An 18063-nucleotide genomic window follows, 5' to 3' on the forward strand; every position below is an offset into this window, starting at 1 on the left:
GCTTATTTGCTTTGTAGCGCGTAAGCTGTTTCTAAGGCAACTTCCATCATTTGTGTGAAAGTTGTTTGGCGTTCTTCAGCCGTTGTTTCTTCACCTGTAATTAAGTGGTCACTAATCGTACACATAGCCAAGGCTTGACGGTTGTGTTTAGCTGCCACGGCATAGAGCCCCGCTGCTTCCATTTCCACAGCTAAGACCCCATAACGAGCTAGTTTGCCCTTATCCATCTCTTCGTTATAGAAACGATCGCTAGATAAAATATTACCGACATGGATATTTTCCTTAGGTAATTTTTCTGCTGCTAGATGATAAGCAGTATCTAGAACCTTGAAATCAGCTAAGGCTGCAAAGGAGACTTGCCCATTAAAGATATTGGTCAAGCAGCTAGAGTCAGTCGTCGCCCCTTGACCAAAGACGATATCCCGAACTTTGACAGATTCTTTCATCCCACCAGCGGTCCCAATGCGGATAATCGTCTTAACACCATAACTTTGGTAGAGTTCTTCAGCGTAAATCATGGCTGAAGGAATCCCCATACCAGAACCTTGAACAGAAACTGGAACACCCTTGTAGGTCCCAGTAAAACCGAACATGTTGCGTACCGTATTGTAACGCGTCACATCCTCCAGGAAGGTTTCAGCAATATATTGGGCCCGCAATGGATCCCCCGGGAATAAAACTACTTCAGCGATTTGGCCTTCTTGGGCTGCAATATGAATCGACATAAATTTCAATCCTTTCTATTTGTGGTAAAGATACTGTTGCCACGCATCATCAAAGATGGACAATAGACGTGAATAATGAGGGCTGTCTTCCATGTAACGTGAGATTTCGTCAAATTCGTCGCTACGCTTAGGAAACCCTTGATCTGAGTGGATAGCATTCGCCAAGCGACTCATGGGGTCCTTGGCTCCATAGTCCACTGAACGAGAGATATAATCGTAAAAACTCTTTGCCATTAGGCCCTCCTTCGTGTCTGTATATACCCATTCTACCAAAAAAAGGCCACAAGATGCAAAACATAGTCCCTAAGGCTTTAACTTTCTTTCTCAGTATATTTAGGGTACAATGATAGAAAAGGAGGGAAAACATGAAAGAAGCACTCAAATTATCCTATACTAAACAGGTCCTCATTGAAGTTCTCAATGCTGCAACTCATGGTATTGGCGCCCTCTTAAGCATTATTGCCACGGTTGCGCTCATACTCAAAGGCGTCCAACATGGCTCACACTTAGAGATTGTCTCCTATGCGATCTATGGAGCTAGCCTCTTCTTATTATTCTTAAATTCAACCCTTTATCATTCCTTTAGCCTGACTCGCTATAAAGATGTCTTCCAAAAGATTGACCATTCTTCTATCTACCTTTTAATCGCGGGGACTTACACCCCCTACCTCATGGTTTCAATCGGGGGGCTTGTGGGCTATGGTTTCCTAGCGCTTGTCTGGGCCTTGGCTATTGGAGGCATTATCTTCGAAGTCTCTGCTATCGGCCGATGGCCAAAACTCAGCACCTTCCTCTACCTTGGATTAGGCTGGCTTAGTGTCTTTATCATCTATCCCTTAGCTCAATCCATTCCCTTGACCGGGATTCTGCTCTTAGCTTTGGGCGGTGTCACTTACTCACTAGGAACGATTTTTTATCGTATGAAAGACAACAAATGGATGCATATCATTTGGCACCTTTTCGTATTAGGTGGCGCCGTCTTTATGTTTTATAGCATTCTATACTATGTGTAAAAACAAAATCCAATGGTCAGGCAACCATTGGATTTTTTTCACTCTCAAGAGCTATTAAAGTCTAGTCTTTAATTTACAGACTATTTTAAGCCCCTAAATCGACTAGTTTTTATCTTCTTCTTATCAATTCCCTTATCCTCAAGGAATTTGGTCATAGCATTCACATCATCGGCCTGCCCCGCTAATAGATAAGTCGCATCATTACCATAGCGCTCAACTGCGTCACTTAAATAGTCCTGACTTTGAGAAAGACTCGAGCTGCTCTCATAGCTTAGATTTGCATGTTTTTTAGCTGAATCTTCCAGTTCATTGTTAAAGACCATCACCCCTTTACTTAAGTGACTCAAGACCAATTCGCGTTTACTTATCTCTTCTTTGATAATTGGGCGTATGGCTGCAATACCGACATCAGAGGCAAAACATACGAAGGCTTTATTGCTGTCCGCCGTGGATAAGGTCGAGTCCAACCAACTTAGCTCTACTTTGCTTCCCGCTGGCAAATTAGTTAGACTTTTTTTGTATGGACTGCCATTATTATGAGTCAAAATTAAAATTTCATCTTCATTTGAACTTGAAGCAATCGTTAGCCAACGGCTACTTTCCCCATCTTTAGCTTGGCTTTTGCTTGCCCCCGTTACAACCTCGCTAGAGGTTTGATGATTATCTATACTATTTGGTAAAGAGATCTTAGCGTGAGCACCTGCTTTCCATTGCATGTTGTCAGGTTTAGCCAAGTGGATGAGGCTTAAATCCCCTTCTAGTTTATCAATAGAAAGGACAGATAGCGTTTGACCACGCCCAAGATAAGCGATAATGCCCCAAGCGATAATGCTTAAACTTACAATGACTGCTAGGATAGTGATTAACATCGTTTTACCTCTTTTCATTTCTTGTTTTTTCATGACTTTATCCTCCTAACGCCAGAATGAATATATATTATATTCATTCATTTTGCGGTGAAATAAAGAGCTACTCTTTATTTCAAGACTCCTTTAACGAAATTAGTTGCCAATATTTCAAGCGTTCTACTTAAATCTGGCACATCTTGTTCTGTAATTTGCATATCCATGTAATAGAATAAGTTGTAGACACGTAAAATATCCTGAATTTTATCTTGCGAGTAACCTTCTGCTAACATTCGACTGGTAAAAGTTTCGACTAAAAAATTGTGGAAAGGATTTGAGACTTTGCCTTCTTGGGAGGAATAATATCCATGTAATTCATCTGCGATTGCAGGATTATACCACTCCTTAAGGATTTTATTGGAAGAAACCAAGGAACGTGATCGGCCAAAAATTTGGCTAACTAGTTCAACCATGTCCATTTGCCAATCAATTTCTTCAATCATAGCTTGACGAGCGCGATTGTTCTCATCGATGTAGATATCCAAAAAAATGGCTTCTTTACTGTCATAATAGTTATAAAAAGAGCCGACTGCCATACTGGCCTGCTTGGCAATTTCTGAAATTCCTGTCGCTTTGTAGCCCTTTTTAGAAAAGACTTCATAAGCGGCTAACTTTAGGGCTTGTTTTTTATCCACTGCTATCCTGCCTCCTTTTATATACATGAGTGAATATATTTTGTATTCATTCATATTCTATAATAGAAAATCTAGCTTGTCAATCATAATCCTCTCTCATAACAATTAAATCCTAGTACTTGTAGCACTAGGATTTAAATCACTCTATTAGTTTGACAAGATAAGTGCCGCAATCAATGGGCTAATAAAGACATAGAGCAAACCCGTCACACCAATTGCCAGACCGGCCATGGCGCCTGCGACTTGACCATATTTGAAGGCTGTCCCGGTCCCCACTGCGTGTCCCGTTCCGCCTAAGGCTAGCCCAACTGCTACATGATCTTCAATCTTCAAAACTTTTAAGACAACAGGCCCCAGAACGCTTGTCAAAATCCCAGTAGCCACTACAACCACTAAGGTCACGGTTGTCATGCCTTGCATCTTGTCGATAATCCCCACCGCCATAGCGGTTGTAACTGATTTAGGGAAAAGCGAAATTGCCAGGAAGAAATCCATACCAAAAAGCTTAGCAAGGAGTGCAGTAAATGTCGTATTAATTAACACCGCAATTGAAGTCCCTAAGAGAATACTGCGTATATGGTGTTTCATCAAGTGGAAGGTTTTATAAAGCGGAATACCCAAAGCTACTGTCGAAGGCACAATCAGAGTGTTAAGATAACTGCCTCCCACGTAATAAGCGTGATAAGGAATGCCGGTTAGCTTGAGTACTACAATAATTAAGATAGTTGCAATCAGAAGTGGCGTCGTCAATGGGTGAGGCCAACGTCGATTGAGTCGCATACCAAGATAGTAAGCTAGAATTGATAGTCCAAGACCAAATAAGGGATTTTCCCAAAAATTAGCAGTCACCTAGTTTACCTCCTCAGTAAAGTCATCCACAAAACGATCCTCGTAGTTGCCTTCATAGCGGTTCTTAACATAATTAACCACTAAAGCAATGACCACAATATTAAGTACAATAGCACCTACTATGATGAGCACAATTGGTCCTAGAAAAGGCGCAATGACCTCATAACGGTCCATAATCCCGACAGCAGCCGGTAGAAAGAGAATGGTCATATTAGCCAAGAGAAAGTTACCCACTGCATTGACATGACGCAAACGCAGGAGCTTAAATTCAAGGGCTAAAAATAGGAGGATTAAGCCTATAATAGAGCCGGGGATTGGTAATTGAAAATAAGTCGAAATCCCCTCCCCTATAAAGGCTAATAAGACAATAATCATGAACTGGACATAAAGTTTCACAATGAATCCCCCTCTTCTCACAATACAAGTTTACCCTTTTTCAGCCAGATTGCAAGCCAAAAAAGGATTGGCACTTAAGTCCAATCCTTCACCTGCTTAATGGGCGAGCTTACCTTGGTTAGCCACAGCAGACATTTTAGCTGCCAAGGCCTCTTGGTCACCTAGGTAATAATGTTTAATAGCCTGGAAGTTATCATCAAATTCATAAACAAGTGGCACACCTGTCGGAATATTCACTTCCATAATCTGATCTGAACTCAATTTATCAAAATACTTAACGAGCGCACGAAGTGAGTTACCGTGTGCTGCAATAATGATGCGCTGTCCTTCTGCCATTTGTGGCCGAATCACGGATTCAAAGTAAGGGACGACCCGCTCGATGGTAGTAGCTAGACTTTCCGCCAACGGCAGACTTTCCTCTGTAGGCACACGTCGGTATTGGTCTTGCAAACGCGGGTTACGGTCATCACTAGCTTCCAAGCTTGGTGGTAATACATCAAAAGAACGACGCCAGATTTTAACCTGCTCTTCGCCATATTTTTCTGCCGTCTCAACCTTATTCAAGCCTTGTAGGGCGCCATAATGGCGCTCATTTAACTGCCAAGCCTTATGAACTGGCAGCCAAGATCGGTCTAGCTCATTCAGAACAGCATCCAAAGTGTGAATGGCCCGTTTAAGATAACTCGTATAAGCCAAATCAAAGTCAAAGCCTGCTGCCTTGAGCTGGCGCCCTGCTTCATGTGCTTCTGCCAAACCTTTGTCGGTCAGTTCTACATCCGTCCAACCTGTAAAGAGGTTAAGCCGGTTCCACTCACTTTCGCCATGACGAATTAAAACTAATTGTTTCATAAAATCTCCTCCTAACATTGGTAGTAGCCATAATGGAATTTGGTATTAGGTCGTTTGATACGTGTCATACCTAAGTCTTCAAAAATGGGATCTTGATAGTGGGCTTTGACAACGACGCGGTGCCTTGCCACCCGCTTAGCCTGCTCTAAAGCTTCCTCGGTCAAGGGCTGTCGATTGGCTAAAAGACGAATACCATCTAAGTTCTTGGATTCTTCAATTCCCACCTTGAACATTGGATCAAAGTAGACACAGTCTATACTCTTATCTTTTGCTTGAGCAAGATAGGTTTGATAATCCTGACAGTAAGTCACCAAGTCTCTCATAGCCTGAGTAAAACGACTATCTTCCATAACAAATCGAGACAGCCCATCACTTACAATCAAATGCACCAAGGGATTAAACTCTAAGGCAGTGACCTGGTAGCCAAAATACTGCATCACCAGGCTGTCACTGGCCATCCCCATGGTGGCATCCAGGACACTAGCGCCAGTTGGACAAGCTAGGGCTTCCAACAAAGGGTCGCGGCCGTTAAGTGCCCTGAGCCAAGCAGTATTGGGATGGAAAAATAGTTTCTGACCCTCCGCATCATAGTAGATTAACTCATTCTTGTTAAGGACTAAGGCACCCTCTGCCTGGCAATAGATTTGCTTCATGGTACGCTTACCACGGTCCTGATAGATTCCACCGTATAGTTGGGCCAACTCCTGGGCGCGCTTTACTAAGCCTGGCTCTTTGTCAATAGCCGTTGTGACAATCAAGGTCATACCTCCACCTCTTCCTGACCTTGGTCTTGGGAGAAAAAGAGGGTGCGTAACTCATGCCAGGTCCATTGAACCCAGAAGTTGCAAATCGTCACGAAAAAAGCAAAGATAAGTAAGATCACAATTAAAGCCTGAATACCAAAGAGCCAAGTCTTAAAATCTGAAAAGTTAGTTAGTACTTGGACGCTTTCCCAAGACAAGGTTCTTCTAAGGCTAAGTCCAGGGGAGCTAGCAGAGGCCAGCAACCGAATATCCATCATATAAGCAATGGCGATAAAGCCTATTACAATCAGTAAGGCGATGATTTGGAGGACAGACTTTTCCTTAAAGCTCAAATAGTGTCGCTCGCGACTAGGAATTCGGGTTCGCTTCTTTTTATTCTTATTTTTTCTGTGGTTGGGTCGTTTTACCATGTCTTGCCCTCCTTTCTAGTTTTTCCCTTAATTGTCTGCCATATATCAAAGGCTAAATAGATTAGATGAGATGTCACCATATAAAAAATGAAAATAACAATTAGGACCGCTATAAGAGTCAATAGATAACTGAAAGATTCTGACTCAAGCATCTTTAAGTCCATTAGGCGGTTTACATCATCATGGAAAATAAAATGTACCTTCCTGACTGGAAGGGGCCAACGACTGAGATAGAAAGCCCAACTTATGACCAGGGTCAAGGCTATTGATAGCCAAAACATTGTCCATTCTCTGGAATTACGAGGAGTTTTGCGGTCTACAGGCCAACCAAACCTTACTGCCTTTTTTTGCTGCCTATTGCCCATAGCTGCCTTTACCCCTTTCCTCTTTACTTTAAGTCTAGCACTTTCAATCAGACTTTTCAATTCAAGCAACCCCCACATCATCTATAGAAAAGAGCCCCTTAAAACTAAGGGACTCTTTCTCTATATTTCATTAAATATCTAGGGCAAATCGACGTTCTAACTTGGCTTGAACCAAGGAATATGCCGTACAAATTAACCAATAGATGACTGCTACCAGGATATACATGGTCATGAAGTCATGTTCTGAGGCTCCCACTACTTTAGCCTTCTGGAATATCTCCGGCACACTAATAATGGCGGCAATCGAAGAGGACTTAACCAAATCTAGCATGACATTGGATAGTGGTGGAATGGCTAGTCGTGTAGCTTGAGGTATCACCACATATCGAAGTGATTGTCGGTAGCTCAGACCGACAGCAAAGGCTGCTTCCCATTGACCTTTTTCCACGCCTTCAATACCGGCACGAATAATTTCAGCCGTGTAGGCAGAAGCCGTAATGGACAGACCCAAAATGGCAGCCGTAAATGCCGACATGACAATCCCCATTAGTGGTAAGCCATAATAGATAAAGAACAAAGTAACTAGAAGTGGCACACCACGGAAAAAGGAAATATAGGCAATTGCAATAGCGCGTAAGCCACGCAAAGGCGCTAAACGTAAGAGTGCTAGGCAAAGTCCTCCAAGCGTGGCTAAGAGAAAACTAGCTAAAGACAAAGTCAGCGTATTGCCCAGACCTTGTAGTACTGTTGGCAGTCCTTTGAGCGCCAATTCTGGATTAAAAATATAGTGCCACTTGATAGTCAAGAGCCAATGGGTCATCTTAACGATCCACTTCCACTACAGGTAGATCTTTAAGCTTCTTGCCCCCGATTTCTTCCTTCTCAGTTGAGACATCTTCCCCTTCATAGAACTTCTTAGAAAGTTCTGCCAAGGAACCGTCTTTACGCATTTCTTCTAAGACTTGGTTGATTTTTTCTTGTAAGGTAACAGATTCCTTGTTAAGTACGAAGGCTGCCTTACTTGGGTTGTAGAAGACATTCCCTACCTTAGTCTTGAAGTCTGGGAAGAGCTTGTTGGCATTCTTAATGGCAATGGTTTGGACATAGTAATCATTTGGAATGAAGTCAGTCCGACCATTGTGAATGTCCGCAATGTATTGTTCCAAGGTCCCGTTGTCATAGGTGACAGCTTCCGCACCTTTTGCTTCAGCAATGGCCATGTATTTGGTAGTTGCTTCCCCTGCTGCCTTCTTACCTTTGAAATCATCCAAGGATTTAATGCCAGAGTCATCGGACTCACGAACTACGATAGAACCGAAGCTATATTTAATTGGTGTTGAGAAAAGGAATTCTTTTTCACGTTTAGGCGTGATGTCGTAGTCGTTGGCTACAATATCCGCTTGACCTGACTTAATGGCTGTTAACATGCCATCTGTGTTCATTTCCTTAAATTCGAGTTCAAGGTTTAATTTTTCAGCAACCTTGCGCAAGATTTCAATATCATAACCTGTTAACACATCTTTACCCTCTACTTCTGAGTGGAAAGTTGATGGGTAGTAAGCCCCTGATGTTGCTACAACAATTTTGCCTGATTTTTGGATGCGATCCCAAGACTCATCCGCAGCTTGCACCTGATGCACAGGCGCCAATAATGCTCCCCCTAAAGTAATCAGGCTAGCAGCAGCCACAATTTTTTTCCATTTCACATTCACCATAATAAACCTCCTAGGTTTTAAGATTTGATTTCATTCTAACACCTAGAACAGTTACTTTCAACTGTTCTGCTCAACAAATATCGATAAACCACGCTGTTACGTATATAAAATAAAACAGTTTTACTATCTGTACCAAAACAAAAGAGGAGCTTGGCTCCTCTTCTTTTCACAAACTATTGATCTTTTTCTTGCTTTTTATCGTCATCCGTCAGTTCATGGACGGTACGTTTGAACGACACAAACATTTTACCAATCGACTCTCCAAGTTCTGGTAATCGCTTAGGACCAAAAATCAAGAGCGCACCTAAGACAATTAAAATTAAACCTGGCGCCCCAATATCACGAAGTAATCCCATCTTGCTTTCCTCCTCTTCTCTTACGATACAAAATCCAATGGCTAATTAAAATACTAATCTCATAGAGTCCCACCAGAGGTACTAACATGGCCAGGTCGCTGACAAAATCAGCTGGCGTTAAGACAACAGCCAATACCAAGAGCACAAAGTAGGCATAGCGACGATAAGCGCTCAACCACTTAGGTGATAGCAAGCCTATATGGGTCAAAAAAGCGACTAAGACTGGCATCTCAAATAGAAAACCTAATGGCAAGGTCACGCCAAAGATGAAATCCAAATAGTTTCCCACTGTAAGCCGCGTTTCGAAGAGCTCTTGACTCCAATTCAAGAGCACCTGTAACAAGGCAGGAGCCACCAAGTAAAAGCCAAAAGCTAATCCCATAATAAAGCAAAGAAAGACAGCTGGCAAGTACCAATAAATGGCACGCAACTCCTCTTGTTTGAGAGCCGGCTTGACATAGGCCCAAATCTGATAGCTAACAAAAGGCAGACTAGCACTTAAGGCTAATAAACTAGCTACTTTTACATAGAGCCAGAGAATTTCATTAGGTCCCAAGGCCAAGAGTGGTTGGTCCAAAAATTGCGTCACTAAATGATAGAAAGGATCTACCAAGAAAATCCCCAGGCAAAACCAGAGAACAAACCAGATGAGAGAAGCAATCAGGCGAGACCTAAATTCTGCCAAATGGCCTACTAGACTGAGATGCTTGCTATCAGCCATCTGTCTTCTCCCCTTTCGACACTAGGAAGAAGATGAGCACCAAGCCCAAAAGGTATAGAGCCTGGCTAGCCACCGTCCACCAAGTTGGGTAAAATCCTAGCCATTCGATGGCCTGTAAGTTGCCCCACACAATTGGATTGGCAGGCAAATACTGGGTGACGATAAGCGTATGGATGCTGACTCCCAAAATCTTGAAGGCTAAGACATAAATCCCAATAGTCAGTATCTTAAAGAGCCAAGGAAGTGATAAGCGATTGGCTAGGTACTTGAGTACCAACCAGACAAGCGCTAAAATCAGCGTAGCTAGGCTAATCCCTAGCAGCATCTCCCAGAAGGAAATCTTAGACAGTATACCCACTAGGAAGAGAATCGTCTCTGCCCCTTCGCGAAAAACAGCTAAGAAACTGACCCCAAATAAGGTCCAAAGGCGACCAGTTCTTTGATAAGCTGCCAGTTGGCGATCAATATAGGCTTGCCAAGAGGCAAGGCTTGAGCTCCGATGTAGCCAAATCCCTACTAGAGTTAAGGTCACTACTGCAAAGAATCCCGTGACAGCTTCAATTAATTCACGTGCCACCCCTGAGAAAATAGTTGGCAGAAGTGCTGTTAATGCCAGAGCCAAGCCAATACTTGCTAAGAGTCCAGCACCCGTCCCTGCATAAACATAAGCTAGGGGGCGTTTGGCCTTGAGGGATTTTAGGCTAGCAACCAGGGCCAAGACGATTAACATAGCCTCTAAGCCTTCGCGCAAGACAATGAGTGAAACATCCCAGTAGGAATACTGGCTAGACTTATTGATCTGCTTAAGATCGTCAATTAGGGCATCTAGCTTGGCTTTGTAAATCGGATCCTGTCCCTTAACCATAATGACGGGCGTTTCTTGCTCAACTCGGGTGTAGAGTCTATAATTGCGAGTCGAAACCTCGCCTTCAATGCTAGGCCAGAGTTCAATGAAGGATTGCATGAGCTGCTTAGCTTGGTTGGTCTGTCCTTTAGTAAAGGCGTCTTTGGCTTTATCTAAAAGTTGTAAACCATCTTTCAAGCTAGCCCCATTTGTGGTTGAAACAGCACTAGCCTCTGTGCCTGTCAGAAAGTCTTGAATGGCTTGCTTCAAGCTACCACTATTCACCTCAATAACTTGGTAATCGACCGGCTCCAACTCTATCGCAGCCCGTAGCAAGGCCAAGGCTGTTTCAATTCGATTGTAATGGGCGCTAGAAGTTGACCGAACAATGCTTTCATTAGCGGTCCAAGCACTATTGACCTGCTTATAAGCCAGTTTAACTGCTTCAATATCTTGCTTGGCAATGGCACTCTCTAATTGATTGAACAGAGGCGTCATTCTTTTCTCAAGCTTAGTCTTAGCAGCAGACTCATCCACTGGATTCTGTTCCTTGTCGAAAGCCAAGAGCGCACGCGAAATGGTCACAAGATTTTCATGAGTCAAATCTGCTTTAGCTGCCTCAATGGCTGACTTAGTTGCTTGACCCGCCGGGCTAGTCGCCTGGCTTTCCTTGGCAAAAGAGCTGTCTAAAGCCTCCAATTTTTGCTGAGCCAGACTGGAGTCACCCTGCTCTAGCGCCTGAGTCGCTTCTGTCACCTGAATAAAATAGGTCTGTAAATCCGTCTTGGCACTAACTAAAGGACTAAAAAACAAAATCGCCATCAAGGCTAGGCAGCTAACGAATCTATTCAAATAGGCTTTGACCAAGATAGCCACCCTCTTCTACTCCCGGGAGGATAGCAAAGAGGCCACTCCCTACATGGGTAATGTATTCATTTAATTTGTCTTTGGTCCCTAGATTCTTCTGGACCTTAATGAATTGCTGGGGATCCTTTTGGAAGGAAATAAAGAGCAAACCCGCATCAAATTGCCCCGTACGCGGATCAATACCGTTGGCATAGGAAAAGGCTCTACGGTATATCTCCTCGCCTACTTCTTTGGCCAGACGGACATGACAATCTTCTGGAATGACGAGGTTGCCCTTGTCGTCTTTGAGTTCCAAATCTACCGGATCAAATTCATCAACTGCCCCAAGAGGCGCCCCACTGTCGCGATGACGTCCAAAGGTATTCTCTTGTTCCTTAAGGCTAGTCCGATCCCAAGTTTCAAGATGCATTTGCACACGCCGCACAATCAGATAGGTCCCATTTTTCATCCAATTGTCTTGGTCACACCAAATCACACGGTCAAAATCATCTTGACTGGTTACATTAGCGGTTCCGTCCTTAAAGCCAAAGAGATTACGAGGGGTAGAACCCTGGCTGGTAATCGCGGCGTAGCCTGTCTGGCTCCATTTAAGGGTCAGGTGTTCTCGTCCCTTGCGTAGCAAATTACGAACCGCATGAAAGGCCACCTGGGCATCTTCAGCACAAGCCTGGATACAAATATCTCCGCCTGTAAAAGCTTCTTGCAATTGGTCCCGGGCAAACTTAGGTAGATCCTCAAGCTCAGGCAATTTTTTGCCAGTTAAATTTAGTTTTTCTAAGAAACTAGGGCTGACCCCTACTGTAATGGTAAGGCGCTCAGTCCCCATACCAACAGCCTCACCAGTATCGGTGGGAGGTAGCATGGTATTAGATTTATAAGCCTCGACCAGCTCACCCTGCATCATGCGAGCAATATAGGCTGTCCAAGACTTGAAAATACCACGAATCGTCTCCAAATCTTCCGTCGCCAAATCCAAGACAGCAAAATAGACCTGACGCTGAATGGGTGTGGTGATACCTGACTGACGCTTACCATAAAATGGAATTGCTTGGTTTGCCTCTTCCAGGGCTAGAGCATCCTTGGGTGAAGTCCCACCAAAAAGTAATTTCATGATGCTCGGAGTCATCATGGCTCCTGCTCCCATCATGCCCGCCTTTTTGATAAAATCACGGCGAGAAATGGGTTTATCATACCATTTTTCGTCTGCTTTAGCGACCACTTTCATCAGCCTCCAAGATAACGGCCATTTGCGATAGGGGTTCTCCTAACTTAGTGACTGCCTCAGCTAGGGCTTTGGTTTCTTTCTCGTTTAATTCTGTATAGAGTTTGTAGTGGTCAGCATCCACTTTGTGGCTAGCCAAGAGATCATTGACTGCCTTGAATTTTTCAGTTAGGTTCTTGGCCAATTCAGGATCCTTAGCAGAAATTTTGTCCTTAAAGATGCTAAAAATCTTTTCTGCTCCCGCAATATTAGCTTCAAAATCATAGAGGTCTGTATGAGAATAGATTTCTTCTTCGCCGGTGATCTTGCTAGTAGCCACTTCATTCAGTAAGTCCACGGCGCCTGTCAGCATGTTTTCAGGTGTTACCTCCACTGTCGCGACTTTGGCCTTAAGCTCCTTAATATCATCTACTAGCTGTTTTGCATAGGACACTGCAGGCTCGGTCTTGCCCTCTTCCCACAGGATTTGTTCAATTTTGTGGAATCCAGACCAACCTTCTTCGGTTTGATTATCCTCTACATAGTCTGCTAGACGGTAGTCAATTTTAACATCAGATTCTGCAAAAAGCTCAGCAATAGGTTCTGACCGCTCATAGGCCTTACGAATCAATGGGTAAACTTTCTTAGCTTCATCCAACTTGCCCTCTTGAATTAGCTTAGCAAAGTTTTCAGTATCTTTTAGCAGCTGGTCAATCTCTGCACTAACAAACTTCTTGTAAGCCTCAGTTTCAGCACTTAAATCTACTGATTGAGCAGAGATTGACTCCTCAGCTAATACAGAATAGCTAGTTAATGAAACAGTGGCCACTTGAGCTCCTAAGAGAGTGAGGACTGCTAACTTCTTCCAATTCTTCTTCATTTACTTTCCCGCCTTTGTCGATAGATTTCTTGATAAGACTATCATACCCTATTGTAGTAAGAAAGAATACCCTTTCTAAATAAAAGAGAATTAGTTCTACTAAGGAATTACTTATTATAATGCCGAACGAACGATCTACTAATACAAAAAAACGACCTGTTATAAGGTCGTTTAGCTCTCTATGACATTTGGACTTGTTTAATAGCTTCCATTGCCCCTAGTAAGGCCTCAAAGAGTGGCGCATCCTGAGGCGAATGGCCTGCTTCTTCGACAATTTGGAACTTAGCATGAGGACAAGCCTGTGCTAAGGCATAGGCCCCACTCGGACGGCAATCGACATCATAACGGCCATGGAAAATTGACATAGGAATCTCCTTGAGTAGATGAGCACGATTAAGGATGTAGTTATCTTCACCCCAGAACATTTTGTTAGCAAAATAATGGGCTTCTAGCAGGCCGAGAGAGCGGTCAACTGGCGCTAGCTCTGCATCTGGAGCAGGGAAATTTGGTCGGAGTGTAATAACGGAACCTTCCCAGGCACTCCAACGTTTCATGGCTTCTTCTGCTAGGTCCTGATCACCCCCAATCATCCGGCGATAGTAGGCTGCTACTAAATCACCTTGTTCCTCTTGGGGGATAAAATCTCTAAACAAGGCAAAGGCTTCAGGGTAGAACTCGCTAGCGCCAAACTGGAAGAGCCAATCAGAATCTTCTTGGCGCCCCAAGAAAATTCCGCGCAGTATCAAGCTCTTAACCCGCTCTGCATGATGAATGGCATAGGTCAAAGCCAAGGTCGAGCCATAGCTACCTCCAAATACATGCCAGTCCTCAATGTCGAGTGTCTGTCGAATAATCTCCAAGTCAGCCACACTATCCAAGACTGTATTCGCCTCAAGGGATAGGAAGGGCTGACTTTTGCCACAACCACGTTGATCAACTAGCACAATCCGGTAAAATTCAGGATTGAAGAAACGCCGGGACGACTCCCCAACCTGCCCACCAGGACCACCGTGCAAGAAGACTACTGGACAACCTTGAGGGTTGCCTGCTTCTTCCACATATAAGGTATGTCCACAACCAACCGGAATATGATGGCTGGCAAAAACTGGTGTATTAAGATAACCTAGCATGATTTTCCCTCCTTGGAGCGACGGACCCACCATTCAAATTGGTGAGCATATTGATTTTTATCATCAACGAGTCCTTCTTGAATTTCTACACATTGCCACTGGTCTTGATCTAGGTCAGCGACGAAGGTATCTGCCGGAAAAGTTGCCTTAATCTGTGTTCGAATCACTCGGTCTGCTAAAGGCAATAAGGCAGCAAAAATTTCTGCGCCCCCGATGACCATGACTTCTTGATCTTGCGCCAAGCTTTTGATTTCTTCTAAGTCATGAACACGGTGTAGGCCTTCAATTTCGGACTTATAGTCTTCTTGGCGAGTCAAGACATAACTAGTTCGCCCTGGTAAGAGACGGCAGCCCATGGATTCAAAGGTCCTGCGCCCCATCAAAATAGCATGACCGAGTGTCACTTGCTTAAAAAACTTGAGGTCATTGGGCAAGTGCCAAGGCAGTTGATTTTGATAACCAATCCCGCCCGCTTGGTCTTGGGCATATACAAGAGTCAGCATGGTGTTTTTCTTCCTTTCTATGTAAGGATGTTTTAGACGGCAATCGGCGCCTTAATGGTTGGCCAAGGCTCATAGCCTTGTAGTCGAATTTGGTCAGTAGAGACTTGATCAAATTGCTCGAAATCGTCAATTTCCAATTGTGGCAGTAGTTTAGGCTCTCGGCTCAAGAGGGTCTCCGCCGCCTCCAAATGATTGAGATAGAGATGAGCATCCCCCAAGGTATGCACAAAGTCCCCCACCTCTAGACCACATTCTTTGGCAATCAAATGGGTTAAGAGCGCATAGGAAGCAATGTTAAAAGGCACACCTAAGAAAACATCAGCACTACGTTGGTAGAGCTGGCAGGATAACTTGCCATCATGCACATAAAACTGGAAGAGTGTGTGACAAGGTGGCAAAGCCATACTAGGCACATCCTCAGGGTTCCAGGCTGACACAATTAGGCGTCTAGAATCAGGAGAATGCTTAATCATGTCAATGAGCTGGCTAATTTGGTCCAAAGTCTCACCATTTCGGAGAGGCCAAGAGCGCCATTGAGCACCGTAGACATTGCCTAAATTGCCGTAGCGTTCAGCAAAGTCATCATCAGTCAAAACTCGCTCATTAAAGGCTGCTAATTCCTGCTGGTAGATTTCATTAAAGTCTGGATCAGCGACTGCACGCAAACCAAAATCAGTCATATCAGGGCCATGATAGTCAGGAGACTCCACATAGCGTTTGAAGGCCCACTCGTCCCAAATGTGATTATTGTGTTCTAGTAAGTAGCGGACATTGGTATCACCACGTAAAAACCAGAGTAATTCGCTCTTAATCAAGCCAAAGGGTACACGTTTAGTCGTCACCATGGGAAAGCCTTGGCTCAAATCAAAACGCATCTGATAACCAAAAATACTTTTGGTCCCAACCCCAGTACGGTCAGTTTTAACATGACCCTCTGCTAGGATTTTTTTGACTAATTCTTGATATTGTTGCATATGCTTCTCCTTTGCTTGCCTTTTCTCTTATGGCGTCTTATGGCGCCAATTCACTTAAATAGTCATACCGCTCATAAAGATGATAGAGATGGGCTTCGGTCGCTTCCAATTCTTCTTGAAGACTCATTAATCGGCCAGCATCTTGACTATTGGCCTCCATGTCTTCCTGAATCTGATTGAGGCGGTTTTCAGCGGCTTCAATCGCAGCCTCAATATCTGCCCACTCCTTCTTCTCTTCATAGCTTAACTTTTTCTGTTCACGTTTTGGTTTATTGCTTGGAGCAGGCGCTAACTTTTCCTTTTCAGGGGCTGTCTGCTCCTTGGCAAGGTAGTCAGAATAACTGCCCCAATAGGTGGTATATGCCCCTTGCCCCTCTAAAATCAGGTACTGGTCTACTGTCTTATCTAAGAAATAACGGTCGTGAGACACCACGACGACAAGCCCTTCAAATTGAGCTAAGTAATCCTCTAGGACAGTTAGGGTATCAATATCTAGGTCGTTAGTCGGCTCGTCTAAGAAGAGGACGTTGGGTTCCTGAATCAAGAGCGATAGTAAATATAACCGACGTTTTTCTCCCCCTGACAGGCTGGAAATGCTAGAGCCATGACTAACCCGAGGGAAATTGAATTGCTCTAACATCTGAGCTGCACTTTTAGTGCGTCCATCATGACTGACAAAGTTATCGGCTATTTGTGTCAGATAGGCTAAAATCCGCATATCTCCCGGCAAATCTTGATCTAATTGGCGATAGTAGGCTAGCCGGACCGTCTGGCCTAGCTTCAAAGTCCCGGCCGCTAAGTTATGATAGCCTGCCAAAGTATTAAGGAAAGTGGTCTTGCCGACCCCATTAGCACCAATCAGCCCAATACGTTCGCCTTTGGTGAAGTGCTTAGTATAGTCTTGAACGACAACTTGCTGCCCCACTTCAATACGCGCCTGTTCCAACTCTATAACCTGATTGCCAATTCGTTGTTGATCAAATTCAAAGCCAGAGGTCTCTTGGCTATCTTGGCGAGAAGCAATTTCTTCCTTTAATTGGTCGAATCGCTCGATTCGGGCTTGCTGTTTAGTCGTTCTAGCCTTGGCGCCCTTTCGCATCCAAGCCAATTCGGCTTGATAGAGCTTGTCTTGCTTGTCTTGCATTCTTTCTTCAAGCGCGAGTTCAGTCGCCTTCTTCTCTAAATAAGCTTGGTAGTTGCCACTATATTCGCGGAAACGACCGTGTCTTAACTCAACAATCTTATTAACGGTTCGTTCCAAGAAATAACGATCATGGGTGACTAAGAGTAGTGCGCCTTTGTAGGAAGCAAGGTACTTTTCTAACCACTGCACAGAATTGATATCCAAATGGTTAGTCGGCTCATCTAAGATAAGTAGATCAGGTTCAGCAATAAGGACCTGGGCAATCCCAATTCTTTTCTGTTCCCCGCCTGAACAATCTCCCACTCGTTGATTGAGATTGACAAGGCCTAATTGGCTTAGGACTGTCTTAGCTTTGACTTCAATCTGCCAAGCATCTGCCTGGTTCATGGCTTCTGTAATGGTTTGAAAGGCTTCCTGTAGCTGGCTGTTATCAGGATCTGACAACAAGGCTAGATTGGCCACCTCATAATCATGCAAGAGCTTCACTTCTGGCGTATCTCCCGCAAAGACCGTATCTAAAATAGTCTGGTTAGGATCTAAATCAGGATTCTGCGCCAGGTAGGCAATGCGATAATCCTTTGGCTTGTCAATCGTCCCTTGGTCATAGTCGGTTTGGTCAGCTAGCACCTTCAAGAAGGAACTTTTACCGGTCCCGTTAGGTCCAATCAAGCCAATTCTATCCCCTGTCCGAATGGCAAAGTCGATGCCTGCCAGCAAGGTTTTGGTTCCATAGGTTTTCTCTAATCCTGTGACTGCTAAGGTCTTCATGTCATCATTCCCTCATTGTAACTCTGTTTATTATAGCAAATTTGAATGG

Annotated in this window: 21 protein-coding genes; 1 reads left to right on the forward strand and 20 read right to left on the reverse strand. The window is 44.0% G+C overall.

Annotation, left to right across the window (positions count from 1 at the left end; genetic code table 11):
• Positions 1–2: 2 nt before the first annotated feature.
• Positions 3–725 carry a purine-nucleoside phosphorylase gene (gene deoD, locus V7R82_RS05000; protein ID WP_306486627.1) on the reverse strand — a complete coding sequence of 241 codons (723 nt, stop codon included), beginning with the start codon at positions 723–725 and terminating at the stop codon, positions 3–5.
• A 15-nt stretch (positions 726–740) separates the two neighbouring features.
• Positions 741–959 carry a YozE family protein gene (locus V7R82_RS05005; protein ID WP_035364330.1) on the reverse strand — a complete coding sequence of 73 codons (219 nt, stop codon included), beginning with the start codon at positions 957–959 and terminating at the stop codon, positions 741–743.
• A gap of 131 nt (positions 960–1090) precedes the next feature.
• Between V7R82_RS05005 and trhA the strand changes: the two genes are divergently transcribed.
• Entirely contained in the window at positions 1091–1738 is a 648-nt protein-coding gene (gene trhA / locus V7R82_RS05010; RefSeq protein ID WP_338541682.1) for a PAQR family membrane homeostasis protein TrhA, read from the forward strand.
• An 80-nt stretch (positions 1739–1818) separates the two neighbouring features.
• Here trhA and V7R82_RS05015 read toward each other — a convergent pair whose 3' ends face one another.
• From V7R82_RS05015 to V7R82_RS05100, 18 genes are all read right to left on the reverse strand, one after another.
• A complete protein-coding gene (locus tag V7R82_RS05015) occupies positions 1819–2625 on the reverse strand; it encodes a ferredoxin reductase (RefSeq protein ID WP_338543742.1) in 807 nt (268 codons plus the stop codon).
• An 89-nt stretch (positions 2626–2714) separates the two neighbouring features.
• A complete protein-coding gene (locus V7R82_RS05020) occupies positions 2715–3278 on the reverse strand; it encodes a TetR/AcrR family transcriptional regulator (RefSeq protein WP_180363252.1) in 564 nt (187 codons plus the stop codon).
• A 147-nt stretch (positions 3279–3425) separates the two neighbouring features.
• Positions 3426–4127, reverse strand: a complete 702-nt coding sequence (locus tag V7R82_RS05025) for an LrgB family protein (protein WP_023390665.1) — start codon at positions 4125–4127, stop codon at positions 3426–3428.
• A complete protein-coding gene (locus V7R82_RS05030) occupies positions 4128–4523 on the reverse strand; it encodes a CidA/LrgA family protein (RefSeq protein ID WP_070755558.1) in 396 nt (131 codons plus the stop codon).
• 96 nt (positions 4524–4619) lie between these two features.
• A complete protein-coding gene (gene gpmA, locus V7R82_RS05035; RefSeq protein WP_338541688.1) occupies positions 4620–5372 on the reverse strand; it encodes a 2,3-diphosphoglycerate-dependent phosphoglycerate mutase in 753 nt (250 codons plus the stop codon).
• Positions 5373–5383: 11 nt separating this feature from the next.
• Positions 5384–6136: a class I SAM-dependent methyltransferase gene (locus V7R82_RS05040; protein WP_338541690.1), complete on the reverse strand. Its 753-nt coding sequence runs from the start codon at positions 6134–6136 to the stop codon at positions 5384–5386.
• Positions 6133–6546: a hypothetical protein gene (locus V7R82_RS05045; RefSeq protein ID WP_338541692.1), complete on the reverse strand. Its 414-nt coding sequence runs from the start codon at positions 6544–6546 to the stop codon at positions 6133–6135. The genes V7R82_RS05040 and V7R82_RS05045 overlap by 4 nt, the downstream gene beginning before the upstream one ends.
• Positions 6547–7041: 495 nt before the next feature.
• Positions 7042–7731: an amino acid ABC transporter permease gene (locus V7R82_RS05050; RefSeq protein ID WP_291454915.1), complete on the reverse strand. Its 690-nt coding sequence runs from the start codon at positions 7729–7731 to the stop codon at positions 7042–7044.
• Between the two features lies 1 nt (position 7732).
• Positions 7733–8626, reverse strand: a complete 894-nt coding sequence (locus V7R82_RS05055) for a transporter substrate-binding domain-containing protein (protein WP_023390672.1) — start codon at positions 8624–8626, stop codon at positions 7733–7735.
• Positions 8627–8799: 173 nt separating this feature from the next.
• A complete protein-coding gene (locus V7R82_RS05060) occupies positions 8800–8982 on the reverse strand; it encodes a twin-arginine translocase TatA/TatE family subunit (RefSeq protein WP_023390673.1) in 183 nt (60 codons plus the stop codon).
• Entirely contained in the window at positions 8966–9703 is a 738-nt protein-coding gene (tatC, locus tag V7R82_RS05065) for a twin-arginine translocase subunit TatC (RefSeq protein WP_338541696.1), read from the reverse strand. Before tatC ends, V7R82_RS05060 begins: the two co-directional genes overlap by 17 nt.
• On the reverse strand, positions 9696–11414 hold the full coding sequence (locus V7R82_RS05070) for an FTR1 family iron permease (RefSeq protein WP_338541698.1): 1719 nt from the start codon (positions 11412–11414) through the stop codon (positions 9696–9698). The genes tatC and V7R82_RS05070 overlap by 8 nt, the downstream gene beginning before the upstream one ends.
• Positions 11392–12633 (reverse strand): iron uptake transporter deferrochelatase/peroxidase subunit, encoded by a 1242-nt coding sequence (gene efeB / locus V7R82_RS05075; RefSeq protein ID WP_422388378.1) that lies wholly within the window; start codon positions 12631–12633, stop codon positions 11392–11394. The genes V7R82_RS05070 and efeB overlap by 23 nt, the downstream gene beginning before the upstream one ends.
• Positions 12623–13495, reverse strand: coding sequence for an EfeM/EfeO family lipoprotein (locus V7R82_RS05080; RefSeq protein WP_291432152.1), 873 nt, complete (start codon positions 13493–13495; stop codon positions 12623–12625). Before V7R82_RS05080 ends, efeB begins: the two co-directional genes overlap by 11 nt.
• 179 nt (positions 13496–13674) lie before the next feature.
• Positions 13675–14625, reverse strand: coding sequence for a prolyl aminopeptidase (gene pip, locus V7R82_RS05085; RefSeq protein ID WP_291454258.1), 951 nt, complete (start codon positions 14623–14625; stop codon positions 13675–13677).
• Positions 14619–15128, reverse strand: coding sequence for a dihydrofolate reductase (locus V7R82_RS05090; RefSeq protein ID WP_291454257.1), 510 nt, complete (start codon positions 15126–15128; stop codon positions 14619–14621). Before V7R82_RS05090 ends, pip begins: the two co-directional genes overlap by 7 nt.
• 32 nt (positions 15129–15160) lie before the next feature.
• Positions 15161–16102 carry a thymidylate synthase gene (locus V7R82_RS05095; protein WP_070755546.1) on the reverse strand — a complete coding sequence of 314 codons (942 nt, stop codon included), beginning with the start codon at positions 16100–16102 and terminating at the stop codon, positions 15161–15163.
• A 37-nt stretch (positions 16103–16139) separates the two neighbouring features.
• Positions 16140–18014, reverse strand: a complete 1875-nt coding sequence (locus V7R82_RS05100; RefSeq protein WP_338541704.1) for an ABC-F family ATP-binding cassette domain-containing protein — start codon at positions 18012–18014, stop codon at positions 16140–16142.
• Positions 18015–18063 lie beyond the last annotated feature (49 nt).

Origin of the sequence: Abiotrophia defectiva ATCC 49176 (genome assembly GCF_037041345.1) — a bacterium.
In the GTDB taxonomy this organism is placed as follows: Bacteria; Bacillota; Bacilli; order Lactobacillales; family Aerococcaceae; genus Abiotrophia.

Excerpts from the sequence above, each read along its gene's own strand:
- deoD (WP_306486627.1), bottom strand. The coding sequence starts at position 725 with ATGTCGATTCATATTGCAGCCCAAGAAGGCCAAATCGCTGAAGTAGTT.
- V7R82_RS05005 (WP_035364330.1), bottom strand. The coding sequence starts at position 959 with ATGGCAAAGAGTTTTTACGATTATATCTCTCGTTCAGTGGACTATGGA.
- trhA (WP_338541682.1), top strand. The coding sequence starts at position 1,091 with ATGAAAGAAGCACTCAAATTATCCTATACTAAACAGGTCCTCATTGAA.
- V7R82_RS05015 (WP_338543742.1), bottom strand. The coding sequence starts at position 2,625 with ATGAAAAGAGGTAAAACGATGTTAATCACTATCCTAGCAGTCATTGTA.
- gpmA (WP_338541688.1), bottom strand. The coding sequence starts at position 5,372 with ATGAAACAATTAGTTTTAATTCGTCATGGCGAAAGTGAGTGGAACCGG.
- V7R82_RS05040 (WP_338541690.1), bottom strand. The coding sequence starts at position 6,136 with ATGACCTTGATTGTCACAACGGCTATTGACAAAGAGCCAGGCTTAGTA.
- V7R82_RS05045 (WP_338541692.1), bottom strand. The coding sequence starts at position 6,546 with ATGGTAAAACGACCCAACCACAGAAAAAATAAGAATAAAAAGAAGCGA.
- V7R82_RS05050 (WP_291454915.1), bottom strand. The coding sequence starts at position 7,731 with ATGACCCATTGGCTCTTGACTATCAAGTGGCACTATATTTTTAATCCA.
- V7R82_RS05055 (WP_023390672.1), bottom strand. The coding sequence starts at position 8,626 with ATGGTGAATGTGAAATGGAAAAAAATTGTGGCTGCTGCTAGCCTGATT.
- V7R82_RS05060 (WP_023390673.1), bottom strand. The coding sequence starts at position 8,982 with ATGGGATTACTTCGTGATATTGGGGCGCCAGGTTTAATTTTAATTGTC.
- tatC (WP_338541696.1), bottom strand. The coding sequence starts at position 9,703 with ATGGCTGATAGCAAGCATCTCAGTCTAGTAGGCCATTTGGCAGAATTT.
- V7R82_RS05080 (WP_291432152.1), bottom strand. The coding sequence starts at position 13,495 with ATGAAGAAGAATTGGAAGAAGTTAGCAGTCCTCACTCTCTTAGGAGCT.
- pip (WP_291454258.1), bottom strand. The coding sequence starts at position 14,625 with ATGCTAGGTTATCTTAATACACCAGTTTTTGCCAGCCATCATATTCCG.
- V7R82_RS05090 (WP_291454257.1), bottom strand. The coding sequence starts at position 15,128 with ATGCTGACTCTTGTATATGCCCAAGACCAAGCGGGCGGGATTGGTTAT.
- V7R82_RS05095 (WP_070755546.1), bottom strand. The coding sequence starts at position 16,102 with ATGCAACAATATCAAGAATTAGTCAAAAAAATCCTAGCAGAGGGTCAT.
- V7R82_RS05100 (WP_338541704.1), bottom strand. The coding sequence starts at position 18,014 with ATGAAGACCTTAGCAGTCACAGGATTAGAGAAAACCTATGGAACCAAA.